General features: G+C 70.9%; 16 protein-coding genes. 7 read left to right on the forward strand and 9 right to left on the reverse strand.

All coding sequences use genetic code 11. From position 1 onward, the window contains the following. Positions 1–7 precede the first annotated feature (7 nt). The 3 genes from ACIQK6_RS37120 to ACIQK6_RS37130 are packed head-to-tail and all read right to left on the reverse strand — an operon-like array spanning position 8 to position 4,650. A complete protein-coding gene (locus ACIQK6_RS37120; RefSeq protein WP_329107932.1) occupies positions 8–925 on the reverse strand; it encodes a hydroxymethylglutaryl-CoA lyase in 918 nt (305 codons plus the stop codon). Positions 926–936: 11 nt separating this feature from the next. Continuing rightward, complete coding sequence (locus ACIQK6_RS37125; protein WP_329101801.1) at positions 937–3,009, reverse strand: acetyl-CoA carboxylase biotin carboxylase subunit; 2,073 nt, start codon at positions 3,007–3,009, stop codon at positions 937–939. A gap of 24 nt (positions 3,010–3,033) precedes the next feature. Beyond that, positions 3,034–4,650, reverse strand: coding sequence for a carboxyl transferase domain-containing protein (locus ACIQK6_RS37130; protein ID WP_329101803.1), 1,617 nt, complete (start codon positions 4,648–4,650; stop codon positions 3,034–3,036). A 98-nt stretch (positions 4,651–4,748) separates the two neighbouring features. Here ACIQK6_RS37130 and ACIQK6_RS37135 point away from each other — a divergent pair, with 98 nt between their 5' ends. Together ACIQK6_RS37135 and ACIQK6_RS37140 are read left to right on the forward strand one after the other, a co-directional pair. Next, positions 4,749–5,327, forward strand: a complete 579-nt coding sequence (locus ACIQK6_RS37135) for a TetR/AcrR family transcriptional regulator (protein ID WP_329101804.1) — start codon at positions 4,749–4,751, stop codon at positions 5,325–5,327. 56 nt (positions 5,328–5,383) lie between these two features. Continuing rightward, positions 5,384–6,196 carry a phosphatase gene (locus ACIQK6_RS37140; RefSeq protein ID WP_329101806.1) on the forward strand — a complete coding sequence of 271 codons (813 nt, stop codon included), beginning with the start codon at positions 5,384–5,386 and terminating at the stop codon, positions 6,194–6,196. A 182-nt stretch (positions 6,197–6,378) separates the two neighbouring features. Here ACIQK6_RS37140 and ACIQK6_RS37145 read toward each other — a convergent pair whose 3' ends face one another. The 3 genes from ACIQK6_RS37145 to ACIQK6_RS37155 are packed head-to-tail and all read right to left on the reverse strand — an operon-like array spanning position 6,379 to position 8,834. Next, entirely contained in the window at positions 6,379–6,834 is a 456-nt protein-coding gene (locus ACIQK6_RS37145; protein ID WP_402696869.1) for a hypothetical protein, read from the reverse strand. An 18-nt stretch (positions 6,835–6,852) separates the two neighbouring features. After that, positions 6,853–7,746, reverse strand: a complete 894-nt coding sequence (locus ACIQK6_RS37150; protein ID WP_402696905.1) for an RHS repeat-associated core domain-containing protein — start codon at positions 7,744–7,746, stop codon at positions 6,853–6,855. After that, positions 7,743–8,834, reverse strand: a complete 1,092-nt coding sequence (locus ACIQK6_RS37155) for a hypothetical protein (RefSeq protein WP_402696871.1) — start codon at positions 8,832–8,834, stop codon at positions 7,743–7,745. The genes ACIQK6_RS37150 and ACIQK6_RS37155 overlap by 4 nt, the downstream gene beginning before the upstream one ends. A 38-nt stretch (positions 8,835–8,872) precedes the next feature. Here ACIQK6_RS37155 and ACIQK6_RS37160 point away from each other — a divergent pair, with 38 nt between their 5' ends. Continuing rightward, complete coding sequence (locus ACIQK6_RS37160) at positions 8,873–12,064, forward strand: FG-GAP-like repeat-containing protein (RefSeq protein ID WP_402696872.1); 3,192 nt, start codon at positions 8,873–8,875, stop codon at positions 12,062–12,064. A gap of 114 nt (positions 12,065–12,178) precedes the next feature. After that, complete coding sequence (locus tag ACIQK6_RS37165) at positions 12,179–13,030, forward strand: DUF4253 domain-containing protein (protein ID WP_402696874.1); 852 nt, start codon at positions 12,179–12,181, stop codon at positions 13,028–13,030. 16 nt (positions 13,031–13,046) lie between these two features. On the opposite strand, the gene tesB is transcribed toward ACIQK6_RS37165, so the two are convergent. Together tesB and ACIQK6_RS37175 are read right to left on the reverse strand one after the other, a co-directional pair. Beyond that, positions 13,047–13,925, reverse strand: coding sequence for an acyl-CoA thioesterase II (gene tesB, locus ACIQK6_RS37170; protein WP_030009022.1), 879 nt, complete (start codon positions 13,923–13,925; stop codon positions 13,047–13,049). 40 nt (positions 13,926–13,965) lie between these two features. Continuing rightward, positions 13,966–15,123 carry an acyl-CoA dehydrogenase family protein gene (locus ACIQK6_RS37175; RefSeq protein WP_329101816.1) on the reverse strand — a complete coding sequence of 386 codons (1,158 nt, stop codon included), beginning with the start codon at positions 15,121–15,123 and terminating at the stop codon, positions 13,966–13,968. A gap of 314 nt (positions 15,124–15,437) precedes the next feature. Between ACIQK6_RS37175 and ACIQK6_RS37180 the strand changes: the two genes are divergently transcribed. Then, positions 15,438–16,361 carry a hypothetical protein gene (locus tag ACIQK6_RS37180; protein ID WP_329101818.1) on the forward strand — a complete coding sequence of 308 codons (924 nt, stop codon included), beginning with the start codon at positions 15,438–15,440 and terminating at the stop codon, positions 16,359–16,361. Here the strand turns inward: ACIQK6_RS37180 and ACIQK6_RS37185 are convergent. Further along, positions 16,349–17,815: a helix-turn-helix domain-containing protein gene (locus ACIQK6_RS37185; RefSeq protein ID WP_402696876.1), complete on the reverse strand. Its 1,467-nt coding sequence runs from the start codon at positions 17,813–17,815 to the stop codon at positions 16,349–16,351. The genes ACIQK6_RS37180 and ACIQK6_RS37185 overlap by 13 nt on opposite strands. Before the next feature lie 116 nt (positions 17,816–17,931). Here ACIQK6_RS37185 and speB point away from each other — a divergent pair, with 116 nt between their 5' ends. Together speB and ACIQK6_RS37195 are read left to right on the forward strand one after the other, a co-directional pair. After that, on the forward strand, positions 17,932–18,894 hold the full coding sequence (gene speB, locus ACIQK6_RS37190; protein ID WP_030013156.1) for an agmatinase: 963 nt from the start codon (positions 17,932–17,934) through the stop codon (positions 18,892–18,894). Positions 18,895–18,899: 5 nt separating this feature from the next. Further along, the gene (locus tag ACIQK6_RS37195; protein WP_402696878.1) at positions 18,900–20,567 is read left to right on the forward strand and encodes a thiamine pyrophosphate-binding protein; all 1,668 of its coding nucleotides are present in this window, start codon (positions 18,900–18,902) and stop codon (positions 20,565–20,567) included. Positions 20,568–20,606 lie beyond the last annotated feature (39 nt).

Below are 20,606 nucleotides of genomic sequence, written 5' to 3' on the forward strand. Positions count from 1 at the left end.
GGTGTGACTACTCCTTGTGGGAGAGGGCGCGGACGGTACGGGAAGGGCTGGGACGGCCCAGTTGTTCGGCCATCCACACGCTCGTGGCGGTGAGGGCGGCCAGGTCGACCCCGGTCTCGATGCCTAGGCCGTCGAGCATCCACACCAGGTCCTCGGTCGCGAGGTTGCCGGTGGCGCTCTTCGCGTACGGGCATCCGCCGAGGCCGCCTGCGGAGGCGTCGACGGTGCTCACGCCGTGCTGGAGCGCGGCGAGGGTGTTCGACAGGGCCTGGCCGTAGGTGTCGTGGAAGTGCACGCCGATGCGGTCGGTCGTCACGCCGGCCTCGTTCAACGCGGCCAGCAGGGCCTGGACATGGCCCGGCGTGGCCACGCCGATCGTGTCGCCGACGCTCAGCTCGTCACAGCCGAGGTCCAGCAGGGCCTTGGCGACGGAGACGACCTGGTGGACCGGGACGGCGCCCTCCCAAGGGTCGCCGAAGCACATCGAGAGGTAGCCGCGCACGTGCGCGTCGCCCTCCTTGGCCCGGGCCACGACGGGCTCGAACATGGCGAGGGACTCGGCGACGGTGCGGTTGAGGTTGCGGGAGGCGAAGGTCTCGGTGGCCGAGCCGAAGACGGCGATCCGGGTGGCCCCGAGGGCGAGCGCGCGGTCGAGGCCGCGTTCGTTGGGGACGAGGACGGGCAGATCCGCGTCGATGCCGGCGAGCTGCGGGAACAGCTCCTCCGCGTCGGCCAGCTGGGGCACCCACTTGGGGTGCACGAAGCTGGTCGCCTCGATGGTCGTCAGCCCGGCGGCGGCGAGGCGGCGGATGAACTCCGCCTTGACCCCCGTGGGCACGGCCGACTTCTCGTTCTGCAGGCCGTCGCGGGCGCCGACCTCGTGGATGCGGACCCGGGCCGGGAGGCCGGGGGCCGGGACGTTCATGGGCAGCCCGATCACGCGACCCCCTCCTCGTCCGGCGTGACGACGGCCAGGACCTGGTCCATGGCGACCGTGGTGCCGGGGGTCACGTCCAGCTCGGTGACGGTGCCGGCGTGCGGGGCGGAGATGACGTGCTCCATCTTCATGGCCTCGACGACGAGCAGGCTCTGCCCGGCGGTCACCTTGTCGCCCACGGCCACCTTGACGACCGTGACGGTGCCGGGCATGGGGGCGGCGAGGGTGTCCGCGCCGCTGCGCCCGCCGCCGCCGAGGTTGGCCGCGACGGGGTCGTACGCCTGCACGTGCCAGGAGTCGGCGTCGCGCCCGAGCCAGGTCCCCTCCGGGGAGGCGGCGTGGCTGAAGCGGTGCGTGACGCCGTCGAGTTCAATGGTGACGGTGTCGGGGGTGCGGGCGACGATCCGGCCGCGGGCCGGTGCGCCGGGGGCGCTGCCCCCGGACCCCCGCGCCTCAAGCGCCGGCGAGGCTGAAAGGGCCAGCTCGGTGTCGGAGCCGGAACGCCGGCTACGGACCTCCACGGCATCCTGGCCCGGGAGGCGGAAGTGGTGGACCGTCCACGCAGGCGTGCCGCCCAGGCGCCAGCCGTCACCGGCGTCGAAGGGGTCGACCCACCTACCCAGCCCGTCCGGCGTTTGAGGACCGGGTCCGGGCAGAGCCCGGGGACCCTGCGCCAGCAGGGCCGCTGTGGCGTACACCTCGTCCGGGACGCCCTCCGGCAGGAGGGACGGCAGGTCCCGCTCCACCAGGCCGGTGTCCAGGTCGCCGGACACCACGTCCGGGTGGGCCAGCAGGCGGCGCAGGAAACCGGCGTTGGTCTGCACGCCCAGGATCACCGTGTCGGCCAGGGCCCCGCGCAGCATGCGCAGCGCGGTGGCCCGGTCCGGGCCGTGGACGATGACCTTCGACAGCATCGGGTCGTACGTCGAGCCCACCGGAACGCCCGCCGTCAGCCCGGAGTCGGTGCGCACCGCACCGCCCGACGGCTCCGACAGGGCCAGCACCGTGCCGCCGGACGGCAGGAAGCCGCGCGCCGGGTCCTCCGCGCAGACGCGGGCCTCGATGGCGTGCCCAGTCAGCGTCACCTCGGACTGGTCGAAGTCCAGCGCGGCGCCCGCGGCCACCTTGATCTGCTGCTCCACCAGGTCCAGCCCGGTGATCAGCTCCGTCACCGGGTGCTCGACCTGGAGGCGGGTGTTCATCTCCATGAAGTAGTACGAGGAGGGGTCGCCGCCCGGCACGATGAACTCCACCGTACCCGCGCCGACGTATCCGCAGGAGCGGGCCGCGTCGACGGCCGCTGCACCCATCGCCGCCCGGGTCTTCTCGTCGAGCAGGACCGACGGGGCCTCTTCGATCACCTTCTGGTGCCGGCGCTGCAGCGAGCACTCGCGCTCGCCGAGGTGCACCACGTTCCCGTGGGCGTCCGCCAGCACCTGGATCTCGATGTGCCGCGGCCGGTCCACCCACCGCTCGACCAGCAGGGTGTCGTCGCCGAAGGAGGACCTCGCCTCGCGGCGGGCCGCCGCGATCTCCTCGGCCAGCACCGCCTCGTCGCGCACCAGCCGCATGCCCTTGCCACCGCCGCCCGCCGAGGGCTTCAGCAGCACCGGCATGCCGATCTCCGCGGCCGCCGCGACCAGTTCCGCGTCGGTCAGGCCGCTGCCCGAGGAGCCCGGGACCACGGGCACGCCCGCCGCCTTCACGGTCTCCTTGGCGCGGATCTTGTCGCCCATCAGGTTGATGGCGCCGGCCGGCGGCCCGATGAAGACGAGGCCGGCGTCGGCGCAGGCCTGCGCGAAGGCCGCGTTCTCGGCGAGGAAGCCGTAGCCGGGGTGGACGGCCTCGGCGCCGGTCCGCTTTGCGGCATCCAGGAGCCGCTCGACCGACAGGTAGCTCTCGGCGGCCGCGGCCGGGCCGATCCGGACGGCCGTGTCGGCCTCCCGGACGTGGCGGGCGTCCGCGTCGGCGTCGCTGAAGACGGCCACGGAGCGGATGCCGAGCTGCCGCAGGGTGCGGATGACCCGGACCGCGATCTCGCCCCGGTTCGCGACCAGAACAGTGCTGAACATCAGTGAGGTCCTCACGTCACAACGTCACATACGGAAGATGCCGAAGCCCGAGTCGCCCAGCGGGGCGTTCGCGCACGCGGTCAGGGCCAGTCCCAGCACCTGCCGGGTTTCCATCGGGTCGATGACCCCGTCGTCCCACAGCCGCGCCGTGGCGTAGTAGGCGTTGCCCTGCTCCTCGTACTGCGCGCGGACCGGGGCCTTGAAGGCCTCCTCGTCCTCGGCGGGCCACTCCTGGCCCGCGCCCTCGATCTGGTCGCGCTTGACCGTCGCGAGCACCGAGGCCGCCTGCTCCCCGCCCATCACCGAGATCTTGGCGTTGGGCCACATCCACAGGAAGCGGGGCGAGTACGCCCGGCCGCACATCGAGTAGTTGCCGGCGCCGTACGAGCCGCCGACCACCACCGTCAGCTTCGGCACCCGGGTGCAGGCCACCGCCGTCACCATCTTGGCTCCGTGCTTGGCGATGCCGCCGGCCTCGTAGTCCTTGCCGACCATGAAGCCGGAGATGTTCTGGAGGAAGAGGAGCGGGATGCCGCGCTGGTCGCACAGCTCGATGAAGTGCGCGCCCTTCTGCGCGGACTCGGCGAACAGGATGCCGTTGTTGGCGATGATCCCGACCGGGTGTCCGTGGATCCGGGCGAAGCCGGTGACCAGCGTCTGGCCGAACTCGGACTTGAACTCCTGGAAGCGGGAGCCGTCCACGATCCGCGCGATGATCTCGCGGGCGTCGTACGGGGTGCGCGAGTCGACGGGGACCGCGCCGTACAGCCCGTACGGGTCCACCTTGGGCTCTTCCGGCGCCTCGACCGACCAGGGCAGGGCCCCGCGCTCGGGCAGGGTCGCCACGATGTTCCGTACGATCCGCAGCGCGTGCGCGTCGTCCTCCGCGAGGTGGTCGGTCACGCCGGAGACCCGGGAGTGGACCTCGCCGCCGCCGAGCTCCTCGGCCGTGACCACCTCACCGGTGGCGGCCTTCACCAGCGGCGGGCCGCCCAGGAAGATCGTGCCCTGGTTGCGGACGATGACGGCCTCGTCGCTCATGGCCGGTACGTAGGCACCGCCGGCGGTGCAGGAGCCGAGGACGGCGGCGATCTGCGGGATGCCGGCGCCCGACATGCGGGCCTGGTTGTAGAAGATGCGGCCGAAGTGCTCCCGGTCGGGGAAGACCTCGTCCTGCATCGGCAGGAAGGCGCCGCCGGAGTCGACCAGGTAGAGGCAGGGGAGACGATTCTCCAGGGCCACCTCCTGGGCGCGCAGGTGCTTCTTGACGGTCATCGGGTAGTACGTGCCGCCCTTGACGGTGGCGTCGTTCGCGACGATCACGCACTCGCGGCCGCTGACCCGGCCGATGCCCGCGATGACCCCGGCGGCGGGGGCGGCGCCCCCGTACATCCCCTCGGCGGCCAGCGGGGCCAGCTCCAGGAAGGGCGATCCCGGATCGAGGAGGGCGTCCACGCGGTCGCGCGGGAGGAGCTTCCCGCGGGCGGTGTGGCGGGCGCGGGCCTTCTCGCCGCCGCCGAGCCGGGCCGCGTCGAGCCGGGCGCGCAGGCCCTCGGTCAGCTCGCGGTGGGCGGCCTCGTTGGTCCGCCAGGCCTCGGACGCCGGGTCCGCGGCGCTCGTCAGCACTGGTGCCTGCTGCATCGGTCGAGCTCCCTTGCTCGTTCCACGCGGTTAATGAGCGTTAACGCTTGTGGACTCAGGTTAACGACCGCTAACGGCCCTGTCTAGAATGGTTTCCCATGAGCACCAGAGCGGCCGCCCCCACCCGTCGTGAGCAGATCCTCAGTGAGGCCGCTCGCCTCTTCGCCGCGCGTGGGTTCCACGGCGTGGGCGTCGACGAGATAGGGGCCGCGGTGGGCATCAGCGGCCCCGGCCTGTACCGGCACTTCGCGGGCAAGGACGCCATGCTCGCCGAGCTGCTCGTCGGCATCAGCGAGCGGCTGCTGACCGGCGGCCGGCACCGCGTGGCGGAGGCGGCGGGCGAACCGGCCCGGGTGCTGTCCTCCCTCATCGACGGCCACATCGACTTCGCGCTCGACGACCGGGCGCTGATCACCCTGCACGACCGGGAGCTCGACCGGCTCCGGGAGGCCGACCGCAAGCTCGTACGGCAGCTCCAGCGCCAGTACGTGGAGCTGTGGGTGGAGGTCGTGCGGGAACTGCACCCGGAGGTCGGCGAGGCGGAGGTGCGGGTCGCCGTGCACGCGGTCTTCGGCCTGCTCAACTCCACCCCGCACCTGGGGGCGCTCGGCCGGGAGGCCACGGAGTCACTGCTGCGCCGCCTGGCCCACGGGGCCTTCGGGGCGCTGTCGACGTGAGCCGGGGTGTCCGCCGGCCGGAATGGACGCGCCGCCTCCGCCCCGGCGGCGGCAGAATGGCCCGTATGCCGAAGCCGATAGAGACGTCCGTACCCACCCGCGCCGAACTCATCGACCATCTGGTCCGCACGCGGATCGCGGGACAGGTCGCCACGCCGCGCGACAACAACCTCAGCCACTACCGCAAGCTCGCCAACGGCGACCGGCACTACTGGCTCGGCCTGGAACTGGGCGACCGCTGGACGGACGAGCAGGACGTGCTCGCGGTGATGGCGGAGCGCTGCGGCGTCGTGGACGACCCCGAGTTCCGCTTCGGCCAGGACACCATCGACCCCGAGCTGACCGTGGCCGGCCTGGACCGGCTGGCGGCGCGGCTACGCAAGGCCGCGTCGGACCGGCAGAGCGTGCTCTTCGCCACCGGCCACCCGGGCGGCCTCCTGGACGTCCATCGCGCCACGGCGGCGGCCCTGCGGGCGGCGGGCTGCGAGATCGTGGTCATCCCCCGGGGCCTGGTCGCGGACGAGGGTTCGGTGTGGCAGTTCGCCGACGTCGCGGTGCTGGAGCGGGGTGCGACGCTGTGGCACACCCACTCGCCGGAGCCGATGAACGCGATCCTGGACGGCCTCGCGGCCGAGGGCCGCCCGCTGCCGGACCTGGTGGTCGCCGACCACGGCTGGGCGGGCTGCGCGGCCCAGCGCGGCCTGGACGCGGTGGGCTACGCGGACTGCAACGACCCGGCCCTGTTCATCGGCGAGGCGGAGGGCACCCTCCAGGTGACGGTCCCCCTCGACGACCACGTCCGCGACCCCCGCTACTACGACCCGATGGTGGCGTACCTGCTGGACGCGGCGGGGCTGCTGGGGGAGTAGCCGCACCAGACACGGAGAAGCCCCGGCCGGGATACCGGCCGGGGCTGCTTGCGTGTCGCCTCTCGGCGCGTACGAGTGATGTCGACGGACGCAGGCTCGGGGCGAGCCGAGACCCGCTCGCCTCGTATGTGGCGGGGGCGGGTCCCGGTCCAGCTTGGTGCACCGAGCGCTTCCTGCGTGGATCAGCCCTGCTGCGCGGCCGAGCGTACGTAGTCCACCCCGGTCGGGTCTTGGGGGAGGAACCCCTTCGTGGCCTCCTTCAGCGAGAAGACCACGAGGTAGATCTTGCACGGCTTGGCAGTAGCGGGTCCCTGATAGTCGAATCTGATCCCCGGCTTCTCGTCGGGGTAGGTGTCGAAGACCCATGTAGCCGGCCCGGTGTAGGACCGACCCGCCGCATCCGTGGACTGCCCGCAGTCCAGGCTGGGTCGTGTGACCCGTTCCAAGTCTGCGGTACCGTCCGCCCTAACTGTCAGACGGGCGCCGTCCGAGCTTTCCCAGGCCCCCACCACATCAGTGATCGCGAGCGGATCCTCAGGGTCCTCGAGGAGATTCATAAGGAAGGCAGCCGCCAACATCACGAATAGCCCGAACGAGCCTATCAACCACCAGATGGTCCGCCGAAGGCTAGTGCTCACTAAGTCCTCCTTCTGATATCAGCCGCCATTCTCCGGCTCGAACATTGAACGCTCTGCAAACTCGCCTGATTGTACGTACGCTTTTGATTCTTGGATGATTTGGGTAACGAAATGCTGAGTTCCCAGTAGGATATTGGTGCTGGCTGCGTTCTCGCGGGCGCGTTTGCCGATCTCCCGCCCGCGTACATTGTTGTAGAGGTCCGCCAACTGGTCGCCTCGCTCGCCTTCGTGCAGGTACGCCTCATGGGCGTCGGCCCACGTGAGTGCACGGTCCTCTCCGAACTCCAGCGTCAGTCTGGCCTGCCATAGAGTGTGGCGGTAGGCGTTGGTGTCCAAACCTGTGCGCTCCTTCTCCTCGTTGGCCAATCGCTGAGACCATTTCTCGATCCCGTAAGCTTTCAGGCATTCCATCAGATTGTGTCTGCACTCGGTGCGCTCTGCGAGGTTCGGTTTAAACAGTGGATTCTTGGCTTTCGTGTTCCCTCCCTCGCCCGGAATCCAGTTGAGTGGCCAGGTTTGCCGACCGAAATAGTCCTGCTCCAAGCGGAGCGCCTGAGTCGCGATCTCTTGCTTGCTGCGACCGTCGAGGAGTCTCACATAGAGCCCGACCGGACGCTTCGGCGGCCCGCAGTAAATCCCACAGAGCTGGACACGCCTGGATCGCAGCGTGCCGTATCCGGTGGTGTACCTACTTGCGGCCTGGACGACATTCTGGGGAGCGGACTCGAAGCCACCGTCGTCGTTGTTGCCTTCGAAGTACTTGAGGCCGTCCGGGTCGGAGAAGGTGAATGGGTTGTTCGCGGCATAGGTGTAGCCATGGAGCTGCTGGGCATCTTTGAGGTCCATGATCGGGTCGACTGAGATGAAACGGCCGATCAGGGGGTCGTACTCGCGGGCGCCGATGTGGGTCAGGCCGCTGCGTTGTCCTTGGTGCCTCCGACGAAGGTCTTCTCACCGGTCCAGGTCGTGGGCTGGGTGCCCCGGGTCTCGCCGAACAGGCCAGTCTTGCGCCGGGTGACGGTTTGGGTCACATCTGCGGCGATCTGGATGGTGCCGGTCTTGTGGTGGTCGGCGAGGGTGAAGGTGAGCTTGCCCCCTGTCCGTACCGCGATGTCCCCGTAGTAGCGGGTGCCCGTGACCGTGCCCGCCTTGTTGAGCTTCAGCTCGTTGCCCGCAGGCAGGTAGAGCGTGGTGGCGTCCTTCTCCTGGCGCAGGATGCGGTTGCCCGAGGTGTCGTAGACGTAGTTATCGGTGGATGTTCCCCGGGTCGCCGTCTTCAGGTGTCCTTCGGCGTCCCAGTCGAAGGACTGGGTCTCACCGGTTCCGATTCTGCGGGTCTTGGTGTTCCCGGATGCGTCGTAGGTAAAGGTCTCCTCGTGCGGGTCGGTTCCCGTCTGGGTGACCTTGGGCAGGTCGTGCTTGCCGGCGGTCGGTGCCCCATAGGTACGGACGGTGTCGGTGGACGGGCCCGAGGCGGTCTTGTGCTTGGTCTCCGTCTTGCGGTTGCCGACGGCGTCGTAGGTGTACGTCGTCCAGTACGGGGCCTCGCCACCGAGGACGGATGCCGACGGGGAAGCCGCGCAGGTCTCGCCCTTATTGGTCCAGGCCTGGGTGATGCGGCGCAGGGCGTCGAGGCTGACGCACTGGATGTCGGTGGTACGGGCGGCGTCCTGACCGTAAGCGGCGGCGATGGACTTCAGGTTGCCGACCTGGTCGAACCCGTACTTGGTCTCTTCGATCCTCTTCGGTGCCACGTCGCGGTCGGTGGTCGTGCGGATGACCGCGCCGGTGTGCTCGTCGTACTCATTCGACGTGTAGATGCGCTGCTTGGTGGCACCGAGTTCCTGACGGAGCGCGCGGCCGTAATGATCGTAGGTCGTTGCCGCGATGAGGCGTTCGTTGTCGGTGGCCATGCTGTCCAGCAGGCCCGAGACCTCGTGGTAGGTGAGGCCGACCGTCTCGGCCGGGAGGCCGCCGATGGCGGGGTGGTCGGTCGACACGGGCTGACCAATGATGTTGTAGGTATTCGTCCACTTGTATGTGCCGGCAAGAGCGCCGGTCGTCGGGGTGGACCCTGGAGATCAAGCCCGACCAGGCCCTCCTCGCGAGTGCCGAGACGAAGTACCCGGTCTACATCGACCCGTCGGTGGCGTGGGGCGAGCGACAGAACTGGTCGTGGGTCTACCGCACGTGGGAGAACAACTCCTACTGGAACACCAAGGAGGACGTGCGGGTCGGGTTCGAGAACAAGACGAACGGCCTGTCGCGGGCCTTCTTCCAGCTCGATACCTCCGCCGTCCGGGGTGCTCAGGTGTCGAAGGCGACCTTCCGGATCAAGGAGACCTGGTCCTGGTCCTGCACGCCCAAGCCCGTGGAGCTGTGGAGCACCCACGGCATCTCGCCGGCGACCACCTGGAAGGAGCAGCCGGGCAGGCGCAACTGGCTCGACATCGTCAATGCCGCCAAGGGCCGGCCCGATTGCGCTGCGGGGAACCTCGAGTTCAACGCCACCGCCGCTGCCCAGGAAGCGGCGTCCAACGGCTGGTCCAGCATGACCGTGGGCCTGTACGCGTCGAACGAAGGTGACGAGTACCACTGGAAGCGCTTCGACCCCAAGACCGTCACCCTGGAGATCGAGTACAACAACCCGCCCGACACGCCCTCGGACCCGGGCAGCTCACCGTGGGTGCCGTGCGACCAGGGCGGCTCGATCGGCAATACGACCATCGGCCTCCATGCGACGATCTCCGACCGTGATTCAGGCAACCTGAACACCGAGTTCCAGATCTTCAAGGACGGCCAGAGCGCCCCGGCCCTCAGCCAGTCCATCCCGGCCAACAACGGCAGGGTCGCCACCTGGAACGTCCCGGACGCCTCGCTCCCCAACGGGAGCTACAGCTGGAAGGCGCGGACGACCGACCAGGACGGCGCCCAGTCGGCCTGGTCCCAGGCGTGCAAGTTCAGCGTGGACCGCAACCGGCCTGCGGAGGCGCCGAAGATCACCTCGACCGTCTTCCCCGACGGCAGGAACGGCTGGCCCGCGGGCACCGGCAAGGCCCGCACGGCAGGGGACTTCGTCCTCTCCGCCAACGGCGTTCCGGACGTCACCTGGTACGGCTACTACACCGACTGGGACCCGGAGGTGAAGAGCACCACCGTTGCCGCCGGTGCTTCGTTCACGGCGAAGCTCACGCCGCCCGGCGCGGGCCCGCACTTCGTCTACGCCTTCAGTCAGGACGCTGCCGGGAACCGGTCCGACACCACTGTGTACCAGTTCTACGCGGCCCGCACGGAAGCGGCGGACGGGCCGCACGACCTCAACGGGGACGGCCTCCGCGACATATGGAGCAGCGATCTCTTCGGCAGCCTCCTGACCTACACCGGCCAGGGAAACGCGAAGTTCTCCGCGACGGTCGGCTCCGCCAAGTCCTTCACCGGCTCACAGGTCGCCACCTTGGGCGACTGGAACGGTGATGGTTACAACGACATGCTCAGCCTCGAGCAGCGGACCGGTGCGGACCGCAAGACGCTGTGGATCTACAAGAACAAGGACGGCCAGGGCACCGTCGGCAATCCCACCGAGTTGAAGGCGCGGGACACGGGCGGGGTCGGGTACTGGTCCGAAGCCGACCAGATCATCGCCCCCGGCAACCTCGACGGCAACGAACTCCCGGACATCCTCGTCAAGCGCAAGAACCAGCTCTGGGCCTACTTCAACACCTTCAACGGCATCCTGCCGACGCCGGTGCTCGTCGGCGGCACCGACTGGGACAAGTACACGGTCATCGCCCCCGGCGACCTCAACGGTGACAAGGTCCCCGACCTGTGGCTGAGGGATAACGCCACCGGTGACGTCCTGCGTACCTACGGGAAGAAGAGCCTGGACCCGAACCAGGCGGTCGACCTGGCCACCTGGGGCACCCAGACCCGAACGAAGGTCGGCTCCGGTATGAGCCAGGCCGCCTATCCGCAGGCCGGTTCGTCCGGCGATCTCAATGGTGACGGCGTCCCCGACCTGTGGGCCCGTCAGGCCGACAACACGATGGTCGGCCGGCCCGGCCAGCTGGCCGCCGACGGCAAGAGCGTGAGCTCCTTCGGCTCGCAGTTCGAGATCGACGGCGTACCCGGCGCGCGCATTCCTTCCGGCACCACCCTGACCTCGGGCCAGGAGTTCTCCAGCGGCAACGCCAAGCTGCGGATGCAGGCCGACGGCAACCTCGTGATGCTGAGCAAGGGCGACAAGCAGCTCTGGGCCACGGGAACCGGGGGCAACCCGGGCGCCACGGCACGCATGCAGAGCGACGGCAGCTTCGTCGTCGTCACGGCCGACGCCAGGAAGACCCTGTGGAGCAGCAACACCAAGACACCGTCTGCGTACGCGGTGCTCCAGCCTCGTGGCGTGCTCGTGCTCTACGGCCCCTCCGGGCAGAGCCTGTGGACCAGCGGCACCCAGAGCCGTCCGGACTACAACGGTGACGGCTACACCGACGTGGCCGCCCGGGACGTCAACGGTGACCTGTGGATCTACTCGGGCACCGGCGGTACGGGCACCGGCACGCTCGGCAGCCGCTACTTCGTGGGCAACGGCTTCTGGCGTGACTACTGGACGAACATCTACACCGCCGACCTCAACAACGACGGACACACCGACCTCGTCGTGCGCACTCAGGTCGGGGAGCTGTACCTGTTCCCGGGTACCGGCCGAGGTGGAGCCGAACCGTTCGGCAACCGCACCCTGATCGGCACCGGCTGGAACATGTACGCGGACCTCGGCTTCGGCGATATGAACGGTGACGGTCGCACCGACCTCATCGCCCGTGGCGGCGACGGCAACCTGTGGGTCTACCCCCACACCGGCGGTATCGGCACCGAAACCCTCGGCAGCCGGGTCTTCGTCGCTGACGGCTGGTGGACCGACCACTGGAAGAACATCCGGTTCGCCGACCTCAGCAACGATCAGAAGGTCGACATCGTCGGGCAGACCGTTGACGGCAATCTCCACCTCTACGCGAACACGAGCAACGGCGAGGGCGCCATCAGCTTCGGCCCCCGCACGTTCCTCGGCGACGGCTGGTGGCCCGGCATCTGGAACCCCTATCCCACCGACCTCAACAGTGACGGCAGGCCGGAGTACACCGGCGTGACCAGTAACGGGGAGCTCTTCGACTTCCTGGACACCGGCAGGACCCTGGTCGGTACCGGCTGGAACGGATACGACCTGGCCCTCTGATCCGGGCCGATTGTTGAGAGGGGGGTGAGGTCCCATGGGGGACCTCACCCCCCTCTTCCGTTCCGCACGACCTTGTCGGCTCCGGTTGTCAGTGGCGGTGGTTACGGTCGCCGTATGTGGAAGTCTCCGAAGGCGCGCAACCCGCTGTCCGTCCTGGCCGACGATCCCCAAGGGCGTTCCCTGAGGCTCGAGTTGCCCGCCGGTGGGCTCATCGATGTGCCCGGACGGCGGGGGTGGTGGCGGGAGGCCGCGCCGTTGCTGTGGGTGTCCGACGAGGCCGTGGGGGTCGGGGCGCTGGCCGCGCACCGGACTCCCGCGCTCGCAGCCGCCGGGCTACAGGCCGTGTTGCTCCAGGGGCGGCGCGGGCTGGAACGGTGGTGGCAGGAGCGGGAGTTCGAGCCGGAGCGGATGTCCGACCCCGACGACCACCACGTCGAGCCGGTGCTGCGCGAGTTCTGGAGCGCGGTGTTGCCCGACCCCGAGGAGGGGGCGGAGGGGGAGGAGCTCATCGCCCCCTTCGGTCGGGACTGGCCCGGGCTCGCGGAGCCGGGGCCCGAGGGCGGGGCGGATCCGGACGCCGTGGCCCGTGCGCTCGCGGACGGGCTGATCGCGAGCGGCTTCCTGCCGAGCCCGCGGCTCGCGCTGGTCCCCGCGGTCCGCGGGGCCGACGTACCGACCGCGATGGGCTGGTGCGGTCCGACCAACCACGAGAACGACACCGCCCTCATCAGCACGGTCCTGCGCTCCTGGGAGGACCGCTTCGGCGCCCGCGTCGTCGCCCTCGGCTTCGACGAGCTCCACGTGTCCGTCGCGGCCCCGCCGCGTACGGCCGCCCACGCGCTCCCCGTCGCGGCGGAGCACTTCGCCTTCTCGCCCGACAACATCTGGCAGGGCTCCGGCAGCATCCGCGCCTACGCCGACGAGGCGGTCACCGGCAGCAACCACTGGGGATTCTGGTGGGACTGAGACGGGCGGGCGCAGGTCACGCACGCGGGACGCGTACGACACCCTCCTGGATGACCGTCACGGCCAGCCGGCCGTCCTGCGTCCAGATGCGGGCCTGGCCGAGGCCCCGGCCCGCGGCCGCCGAGGGCGACTCCTGGTCGTACAGCAGCCACTCGTCCGCGCGGAAGGGCCGGTGGAACCACATGGCGTGGTCCAGCGAGGCGCCGACCACGTCGCCCACCGCCCAGCCGCCCCGCCCGTGCGCGAGCAGCACCGAGTCCAGCAGGGTCATGTCGGAGACGTAGGTGGCGAGGCAGGTGTGCAGCAGTGGATCGTCGCTGTCCAGCTTGCCGGCCGTACGGAACCACACCTGCGAGCGCGGCTCCACCGGCTCGCCGATGCTGCCCCAGGGCGGGGTCGTGGCGTAGCGCAGGTCCACCGCCTCCCGCGTCTCGATCAGCCGCTCCACCGTGCCGGGGTCGCGGAAGATCTCGCGGTACGCGGGCAGCGACTCGGCCGCGGTGGGCAGGGACTCCGGGTCCGGGGCGGACGGCATGGCGACCTGGTGGTCGAGGCCGTCCTCGTACTTCTGGAAGGACGCGGAGAGGTGGAAGATCGGCTGGCCGTGCTGGACGGCGACGACCCGGCGCGTGGTGAAGGAGCGCCCGTCACGGATCCGGTCCACCGAGTAGACGATCGGCGCGGAGGTGTCCCCGGTGCGCAGGAAATACGAGTGCAGCGAGTGCGCGGTGCGGTCCGCGGGGACGGTCCGGCCGGCCGCGACCAGGGCCTGGGCCGCGACCTGGCCGCCGAAGACGCGCGGTACCAGCGAAGGCCGGCTGGTACCGCGGAAGATGTTCTCCTCGATCTGCTCGAGGTCGAGCAGATCGAGGAGCGTCGTCAGTGCGTCGTTCATGGGGGAAGGGTAGGTGCCCCGTGTTTCGTGTCCGGGGCCCTTACAGGCCCATGGACTTGGCGATGATGGACTTCATGATCTCGCTGGTGCCGCCGTAGATGCGGTTCACGCGGTTGTCGGCGTACAGGCGGGCGATCGGGTACTCGTTCATGTAGCCGTAGCCGCCGTGCAGCTGGAGGCAGCGGTCGATGACGCGGTGCGCGACCTCGGTGCAGAACAGCTTGGCGGAGGCGGCCTCGGCCGGGGTCAGCTCGCCGGCGTCCAGGGCCTCCAGGGCGCGGTCGGAGACGGCCTGCGCGGCGTCCACCTCGGCCTGGCAGGCGGCCAGTTCGAACTTGGTGTTCTGGAAGTGCGCGACGGGCTTGCCGAAGACGGTGCGCTCCGTGACGTACTGCTGGGCGAACCGGACGGCCGCGGCGGCCTGGGCGTACGCGCCGAAGGCGATGCCCCAGCGCTCGGAGGCCAGGTTGTGGCCGAGGTAGTAGAAGCCCTTGCCCTCCTCGCCGAGCAGGTCCTCGACCGGGACCTTCACGTCGACGAACGCCAGCTCGGCGGTGTCGGAGGTCTTCAGGCCCAGCTTGTCCAGCTTGCGGCCGATGGAGTAGCCCTCGGACTTGGTGTCCACGGCGAAGAGGGAGATGCCGAAGCGGCGGTCCTCGGCCGACGGGGCGGAGGTACGGGCGCAGACGATCACGCGGTCGGCGTGGACGCCACCGGTGATGAAGGTCTTGGAGCCGTTGAGGACGTAGTGCGTGCCGTCCTCGGAGAGCTTGGCGGTGGTCTTCATGCCCGCGACGTCGGAGCCGGTGCCCGGCTCGGTCATCGCGAGGGCCCACATCTCCTCGCCGGAGACGAACTTCGGCAGGAAGCGCTTCTTCTGCTCGATGTCGGCCAGCATCTTGATGTAGGGGAGCGCGAGCAGCACGTGCACGCCGGAGCCGCCGAAGTTGACGCCCGCGCGCGAGGTCTCTTCGTAGAGGACGGCCTCGAACTTGTGGGTGTCCAGGCCCGCGCCGCCGAACTCCTCGGGCACGTTGATCCCAAAGACGCCCAGCTCGCCGAGCTTGTAGTAGAAGTCGCGCGGCGCCTGACCGGCTGCGAACCACTCGTCGTAGACCGGGACGACCTCGGCCTCGATGAAGGCGCGGATGGTCTCGCGGAATGCTTCGTGGTCCTCGTTGAAAACGGTACGGCGCACAGCCGGCTCCCTTCGGTCGCGGCGGTCCGCCGCCATGCCTAAGCGCTTGCTCAGGCTAAGTTACCGGCCAGTCAAACTGGCTGTCCAGAGTGGAGGCGCCAAAGAAAGGGTGGGGTGGCTCACCCCCGGCCCCCCGGCGACGGCCCCGGCGGATGGGGTTCGTCCGCCGCCATGGTGGCCGGAATGCGCTCAAGAATGCCTCGTTCGTGGTCTCACGTACCGATTCGCTCTGCCCTAATCTGCCCGGCATGCCACTTTTCCGGAGAGCGAAAAAGGCCGGCGCGGATGTGGGCGGGGGACCGGAGTCATCGCCGGTGCCACCGTGGTGCGCGTGGTTTAGCCCCGCCGACTGGCACGTCTTTGAGGCACTGCTGAGCGATGTCTTCCTGGACGGGAACACGAGCGGGCCGCCCATGCGCTTCGGGGAGCACCGCCACCTCTCGCTCGCCGCCGAGGGCCGGGCCGGCGCACCGCTGGACCTCGCGGAGATAGCCGAGCTGGTCCGCGCGCTGCCGCACGCGAAGTGGCGGTCGGCCACCGTCTCCTTCCTGAACCAGAAGCAGCGGCTCGCCGAGCGCCGGCGCGAACTGGAACGCGCGGGCTTCGCCGAGGTCCGCAACCTGCTCATGCCGAGGCTGGTGACCGTCGGCGCGGTGACGGAGCGCAACGCGCTGGCGGTCGCCCTCACCGAGGAGCTCGCGGCCGTCGTGGTGATCCAGGTGGGCGGCTCCCTCTCCGCACCCGTCCTGCCGGAGCAGTTCGACTCCTGGCAGGTGGACGGCTCCGAGGTCTGGGCCGCGGCCATGGCCAACCTCGCCGCCGCGCCGGTCTCGCTCCAGTACAACGACGACGAGAACCCGCTGGTGAACGTAGAGGCCGACGGCGGATGGACCTCCACCCACCTGCTGCGGGCCGCCGACCTGATCGACCGCCCGGCCCCGCTCGGCATCCTCGCGATGGTCCCCTTCCACGGTCACCTGATGCTGTGGGCCGTGGAAGGCCCGGAACTGCACACCTGCGTGATCGCCTACGGCCCGCTCGTGCGGCAGATGTGGGAGGACGCCCCGGAGGAGTACCGGCTGAGCTCGCGCCTGCTGTGGATCGGGGAGGACGGGATCGAGTCGATCGGGGTCGAGCCGGCCCCGCCCCGCAGCAAGCAGCCCGGGGTGATCACCGGTTCCGCCCGCTTCCTGCAGATGCTCGCCTCTTTCCGCCCGCCGGACGACTACCCGGGCTGAGCGGGCCCGCGGTCGGTGGTCCGCAGCGCGAACCACAGCTCCATCCGTACGTCCGGGTCGTCCAGGTCCCGGTCCAGCAGCTCTGCGGCGCGGCCGACGCGCTGACGGACGGTGTTGCGGTGGACGCCGAGGGCCGCGGCCGTGCGGTCCCAGTTGCCGTGGTGGGCCAGCCAGCCGCGCAGGGTCTGCCGCAGGGCGGGGGAGAGCGGTTCCAGCAGGGCCTCGGCATGGGCGCGCGCCTCGGCCTCGCCGACCAGGCCCGCGAAGCCGGGGTCGGTGTGGTGCGCCAGCGGGGTACGGGCCGCCTCCGCGCGCTGCAGGGCCCGCGCGGCCTGGGCGCCGGCCGTGGCCAGGGCGTCGGGCACGGACGGCGCGGCCGGTGCGCTCACCCCGAGCCGCCAACCCGGCTGTGCGGCGGGCTCCCGGTCCGTGAGCAGCCGTGCGCCGTCCTCGTGCGGGTCCAGCAGTACGGTGCCCAGCGCGGCCGCGAGGGCCTGCGGGTCCCCGGATCCGCGGGCGTGGACGGCGTACCAGGGCCCGGCCGCCAGGGCCGCGGCCGGATTCCCGTCGAGGAGCAGCCGGGTCAGGGCCGCCGCCTCCGCCCCGGCGGGCCGCTCGGCGGTGAGCAGCGTCAGCAGTACGGCGGCCACCGATGCCACGGTGTGGTCGCCGGGTGCGCGGGTCGGGGTCGCCGTGCCCAGGGCCGCCCGGCCGGCCAGGGCGTAGGCGGCCAGGTGGTGGCCGCCCGCCCGGTCCGTGGCGGTGGCGGGCCCGCCCTCGCGGCCGACCCGGGTCAGCAGCGCGGCCAGGGCCTCCCGCGCCGGAGCCGGCAGCTCCGGGCCGGCAGCCCGGCCGCCCGGCCACAGGGCCACCGACCCGCCCAGGCTCGCCGCGAGCCGGGCCAGCACCGCCGGGACCGGGTCGGGTCGGGCCGCCGCCGCGGCCAGGGCCTGCTGGGCCTCGGTGACCCGGCGCAGCTCTCGGGTCCGGGCCTCCGCCATCAACCGCCCCACCGCGCGGGCGACCGCCGAGAAGGGGGTCCGCGGCGGTACCTCCAGCAGCGGCAGCCCGTGCCGCGCACAGGCCTCGGCCAGCGCGGTCGGGACCTCCTCGTGCACCGGGGCCACGCCGAAGCCGAGGGCCGCCGCCCCGGCCCCGGCCAGCCGGGCCACGTAGCCGTCGGGGTCGTCGGCGGGACCCGCCCCGGCGGTCAGCAGCAGCTCGCCGCCGAGCAGGTACGGGGAGGGGTCGGGCATCTCGGAGGCGTGCACCCCGTGCACCCCGGCCGTGGCCGGCCCGGCCAGGTGGCGCAGGCCCAGTTCCCGATCGCCGAGCAGCGCGGCGAGGGGCACCGGCGGGGTGAGCGGCTCCCCGGCGGGGCCGTTGCCGTACTCCGGATCGCGGGGATCGCGGGGATCGCGGAGATCACGGGGATCACGGGGAGGGCCGGGCATGGATGCTCCGTACATTTCGACTCCATCAGATGGATGGAACGTACACTCCCCACCCCTGGGTCGCCCGCTTACGCTCGAAGTACCGCACACGTCAGGCCAGAGAAAGAGGCACAGCCATGAGCACGCAGCCGCGCGGCCCCGTCGACTCCTCCCGCATCCCGCGCTACGCGGGCCCGGCGACCTTCGCCCGTCTGCCCCGCCTCGACGAGGTCGGCTCCGCCGACGTCGCCGTCGTCGGCGTGCCCTTCGACTCCGGCGTGTCCTACCGCCCCGGCGCCCGCTTCGGCGGCAACGCCATCCGCGAGGCCTCGCGCCTGCTGCGCCCGTACAACCCGGCCCAGGACGCCTCCCCGTTCGCGCTCGCCCAGGTCGCCGACGCCGGTGACATCGCCGTGAACCCCTTCAACATCAACGAGGCCGTCGAGACGGTCGAGGCCGCCGCCGACGAGCTGCTCGGCGCCGGCTCCCGCCTGATGACCCTGGGCGGCGACCACACCATCGCCCTGCCGCTGCTCCGCTCCGTCGCGAAGAAGCACGGCCCGGTCGCGCTGCTCCACTTCGACGCGCACCTGGACACCTGGGACACGTACTTCGGCGCCGAGTACACCCACGGCACCCCGTTCCGCCGCGCCGTCGAGGAGGGCATCCTCGACACCGAGGCGCTCTCCCACGTCGGTACCCGCGGCCCGCTGTACGGCAAGCAGGACCTCGACGACGACGCCAAGATGGGCTTCGGCATCGTCACCTCGGCCGACGTCTACCGCCGCGGCGCCGACGAGGTCGCCGACCAGCTGCGCCAGCGCATCGGCGACCGCCCGCTGTACATCTCCATCGACATCGACGTGCTCGACCCGGCGCACGCGCCCGGCACCGGCACCCCGGAGGCGGGCGGCATGACCTCCCGCGAGCTGCTGGAGATCATCCGCGGTCTGTCCTCCTGCAACCTCGTTTCCGCCGACGTCGTCGAGGTCGCCCCGGCGTACGATCACGCCGAGATCACCTCGGTCGCGGCCTCGCACACCGCGTACGAGCTGACCACGATCATGTCGCGACAGATCGCGCAGGCGAAGGGCAAGTAAGCGAAGTGACGCACGACCACGACCTGGTACTCCGTCCCACCGAAGCCCAGAAGACGGCCGCGCTCGCGCCGCCGCCGGGCCGGACGGGCGGGGACCTGGTCGTGGAAACGCTGCGCTCGCTCGGCGCGAACACCGTCTTCGGCCTGCCCGGCCAGCACGCGCTCGCCCTCTTCGACGCGGTCGGCCGCTCCGACCTGCGCCTCGTGGGGCTGCGTACCGAGAACAACGCGGGCTTCGCGGCCGACGCCTACGGCCGGATCACGGGCGAGGCGGTGCCGCTGCTGCTCTCCACCGGACCGGGCGCGCTGATGGCGCTGCCCGCCCTGGCGGAGGCGGCGGCCGCCTCCGCCCCGGTCCTCGCGATCTCCTCCCAGGTCCCGGTGGCGGGCCTCGGCGGCGGGCGGCGCGGGCACCTGCACGAGCTGCGGGACCAGTCGGCGTCCTTCCGGGACGTGGTGAAGTCCGTCCACACGGTCCGCACCCCCTCCCAGATCCCCTCCGTGATCGCCGAGGCCTGGGAATCGGCCCTGACCGCCCCGCACGGCCCGGTGTTCGTCGAGATCCCCGAGGACGTGCTGCGGGCGGAGACGGTCATCCCGCAGGTCACGGGCGTGGACGCGACCCCGCACGAGCTCGCGCCGCGGCCCGAGCTCACCGCGCTCGCCGCCCACTGGCTGGAGAACGCCACCCGCCCGGTGATCATCGCGGGCGGCGGGGTCGTCCGCTCCGACGCGGCGGGCAAGCTGAAGCAGCTCGCCGAACGGCTGAACGCGCCCGTCGTCACCACCTTCGGCGGCAAGGGCGCCTTCCCCTGGACCCATCCGCTCTCCCTCCAGTCCTGGCTGGAGGACCGCCACATGACGGACTTCCTGGAGGACGCGGACGTCCTGCTGGTGGTCGGCTCGGGCCTCGGCGAGCTCTCGTCGAACTACCACACCTTCTTCCCGACGGGCCGGGTCGTCCAGATCGAGGCGGACCTCGGCAAGCTGGAGTCCAACCACGCCGGCCTCGGCATCCACGCGGACGCCCGCCTCGCGCTGCAGGCCCTGCTGGAGACGGTGTCCGAGCGCGCGGACCCCTCCGCCCCGGAGCGCGTGCGCCTGGTCCTCGCGGACATCGCGGCCCGCCTCGACACCCAGGACGTGGCCCTCGAACAGGAACTCCTCGGCTCGATCCGGGCCGCGCTCCCGGCCCGCTCCCCGTCCTTCTGGGACATGACGATCCTGTCCTACTGGGCCTGGTCCGCCTTCGACCCCAAGCACCCCAACACCATGCACTCGGCCCAGGGTGCGGGCGGCCTCGGCTACGCCTTCCCGGCAGCCCTCGGTGCGTGCGTGGCGGAACCGGACACCCCGGTGCTGGCGGTGTCCGGCGACGGCGGCGCGATGTACTCCGTCGCGGACCTGGCCACGGCGAAGCAGCACGACCTCGACGTCACCTGGCTGATCGTGGACGACGGCGGCTACGGCATCCTGCGCGAGTACGGTTGCGAGGCCGGCACCGAGCTGGCCGGCCCCGACTTCGTGGCCCTGGCCCGGTCCTTCGGAGTTCCGGCCTCCACCACCACCCCGGAGTCCTTGAAGGACGACCTGAAGAACGCCCTCGGCACTCCGGGGCCGTCGGTACTCCTGCTTTCGGCCAAGCTCAAGATGTTCGCCCCGACTCACCTCTAGGCCCCGCCCGGGCGACTCGTAGGGTGTGGAAGATCAGGT

The organism is Streptomyces sp. NPDC091682 (assembly GCF_044756625.1).
GTDB lineage: Bacteria > Actinomycetota > Actinomycetes > Streptomycetales > Streptomycetaceae > Streptomyces.

Bases quoted from the DNA above. Each gene is read 5' to 3' on its own strand.
- ACIQK6_RS37130 (WP_329101803.1), bottom strand. From the start codon at position 4,650: ATGCAGCAGGCACCAGTGCTGACGAGCGCCGCGGACCCGGCGTCCGAG.
- tesB (WP_030009022.1), bottom strand. From the start codon at position 13,925: ATGAACGACGCACTGACGACGCTCCTCGATCTGCTCGACCTCGAGCAG.
- ACIQK6_RS37165 (WP_402696874.1), top strand. From the start codon at position 12,179: ATGTGGAAGTCTCCGAAGGCGCGCAACCCGCTGTCCGTCCTGGCCGAC.
- ACIQK6_RS37140 (WP_329101806.1), top strand. From the start codon at position 5,384: ATGGCCCGTATGCCGAAGCCGATAGAGACGTCCGTACCCACCCGCGCC.
- ACIQK6_RS37135 (WP_329101804.1), top strand. From the start codon at position 4,749: ATGAGCACCAGAGCGGCCGCCCCCACCCGTCGTGAGCAGATCCTCAGT.
- ACIQK6_RS37185 (WP_402696876.1), bottom strand. From the start codon at position 17,815: ATGCCCGGCCCTCCCCGTGATCCCCGTGATCTCCGCGATCCCCGCGAT.
- speB (WP_030013156.1), top strand. From the start codon at position 17,932: ATGAGCACGCAGCCGCGCGGCCCCGTCGACTCCTCCCGCATCCCGCGC.
- ACIQK6_RS37120 (WP_329107932.1), bottom strand. From the start codon at position 925: ATGAACGTCCCGGCCCCCGGCCTCCCGGCCCGGGTCCGCATCCACGAG.
- ACIQK6_RS37160 (WP_402696872.1), top strand. From the start codon at position 8,873: ATGTGCCGGCAAGAGCGCCGGTCGTCGGGGTGGACCCTGGAGATCAAG.
- ACIQK6_RS37125 (WP_329101801.1), bottom strand. From the start codon at position 3,009: ATGTTCAGCACTGTTCTGGTCGCGAACCGGGGCGAGATCGCGGTCCGG.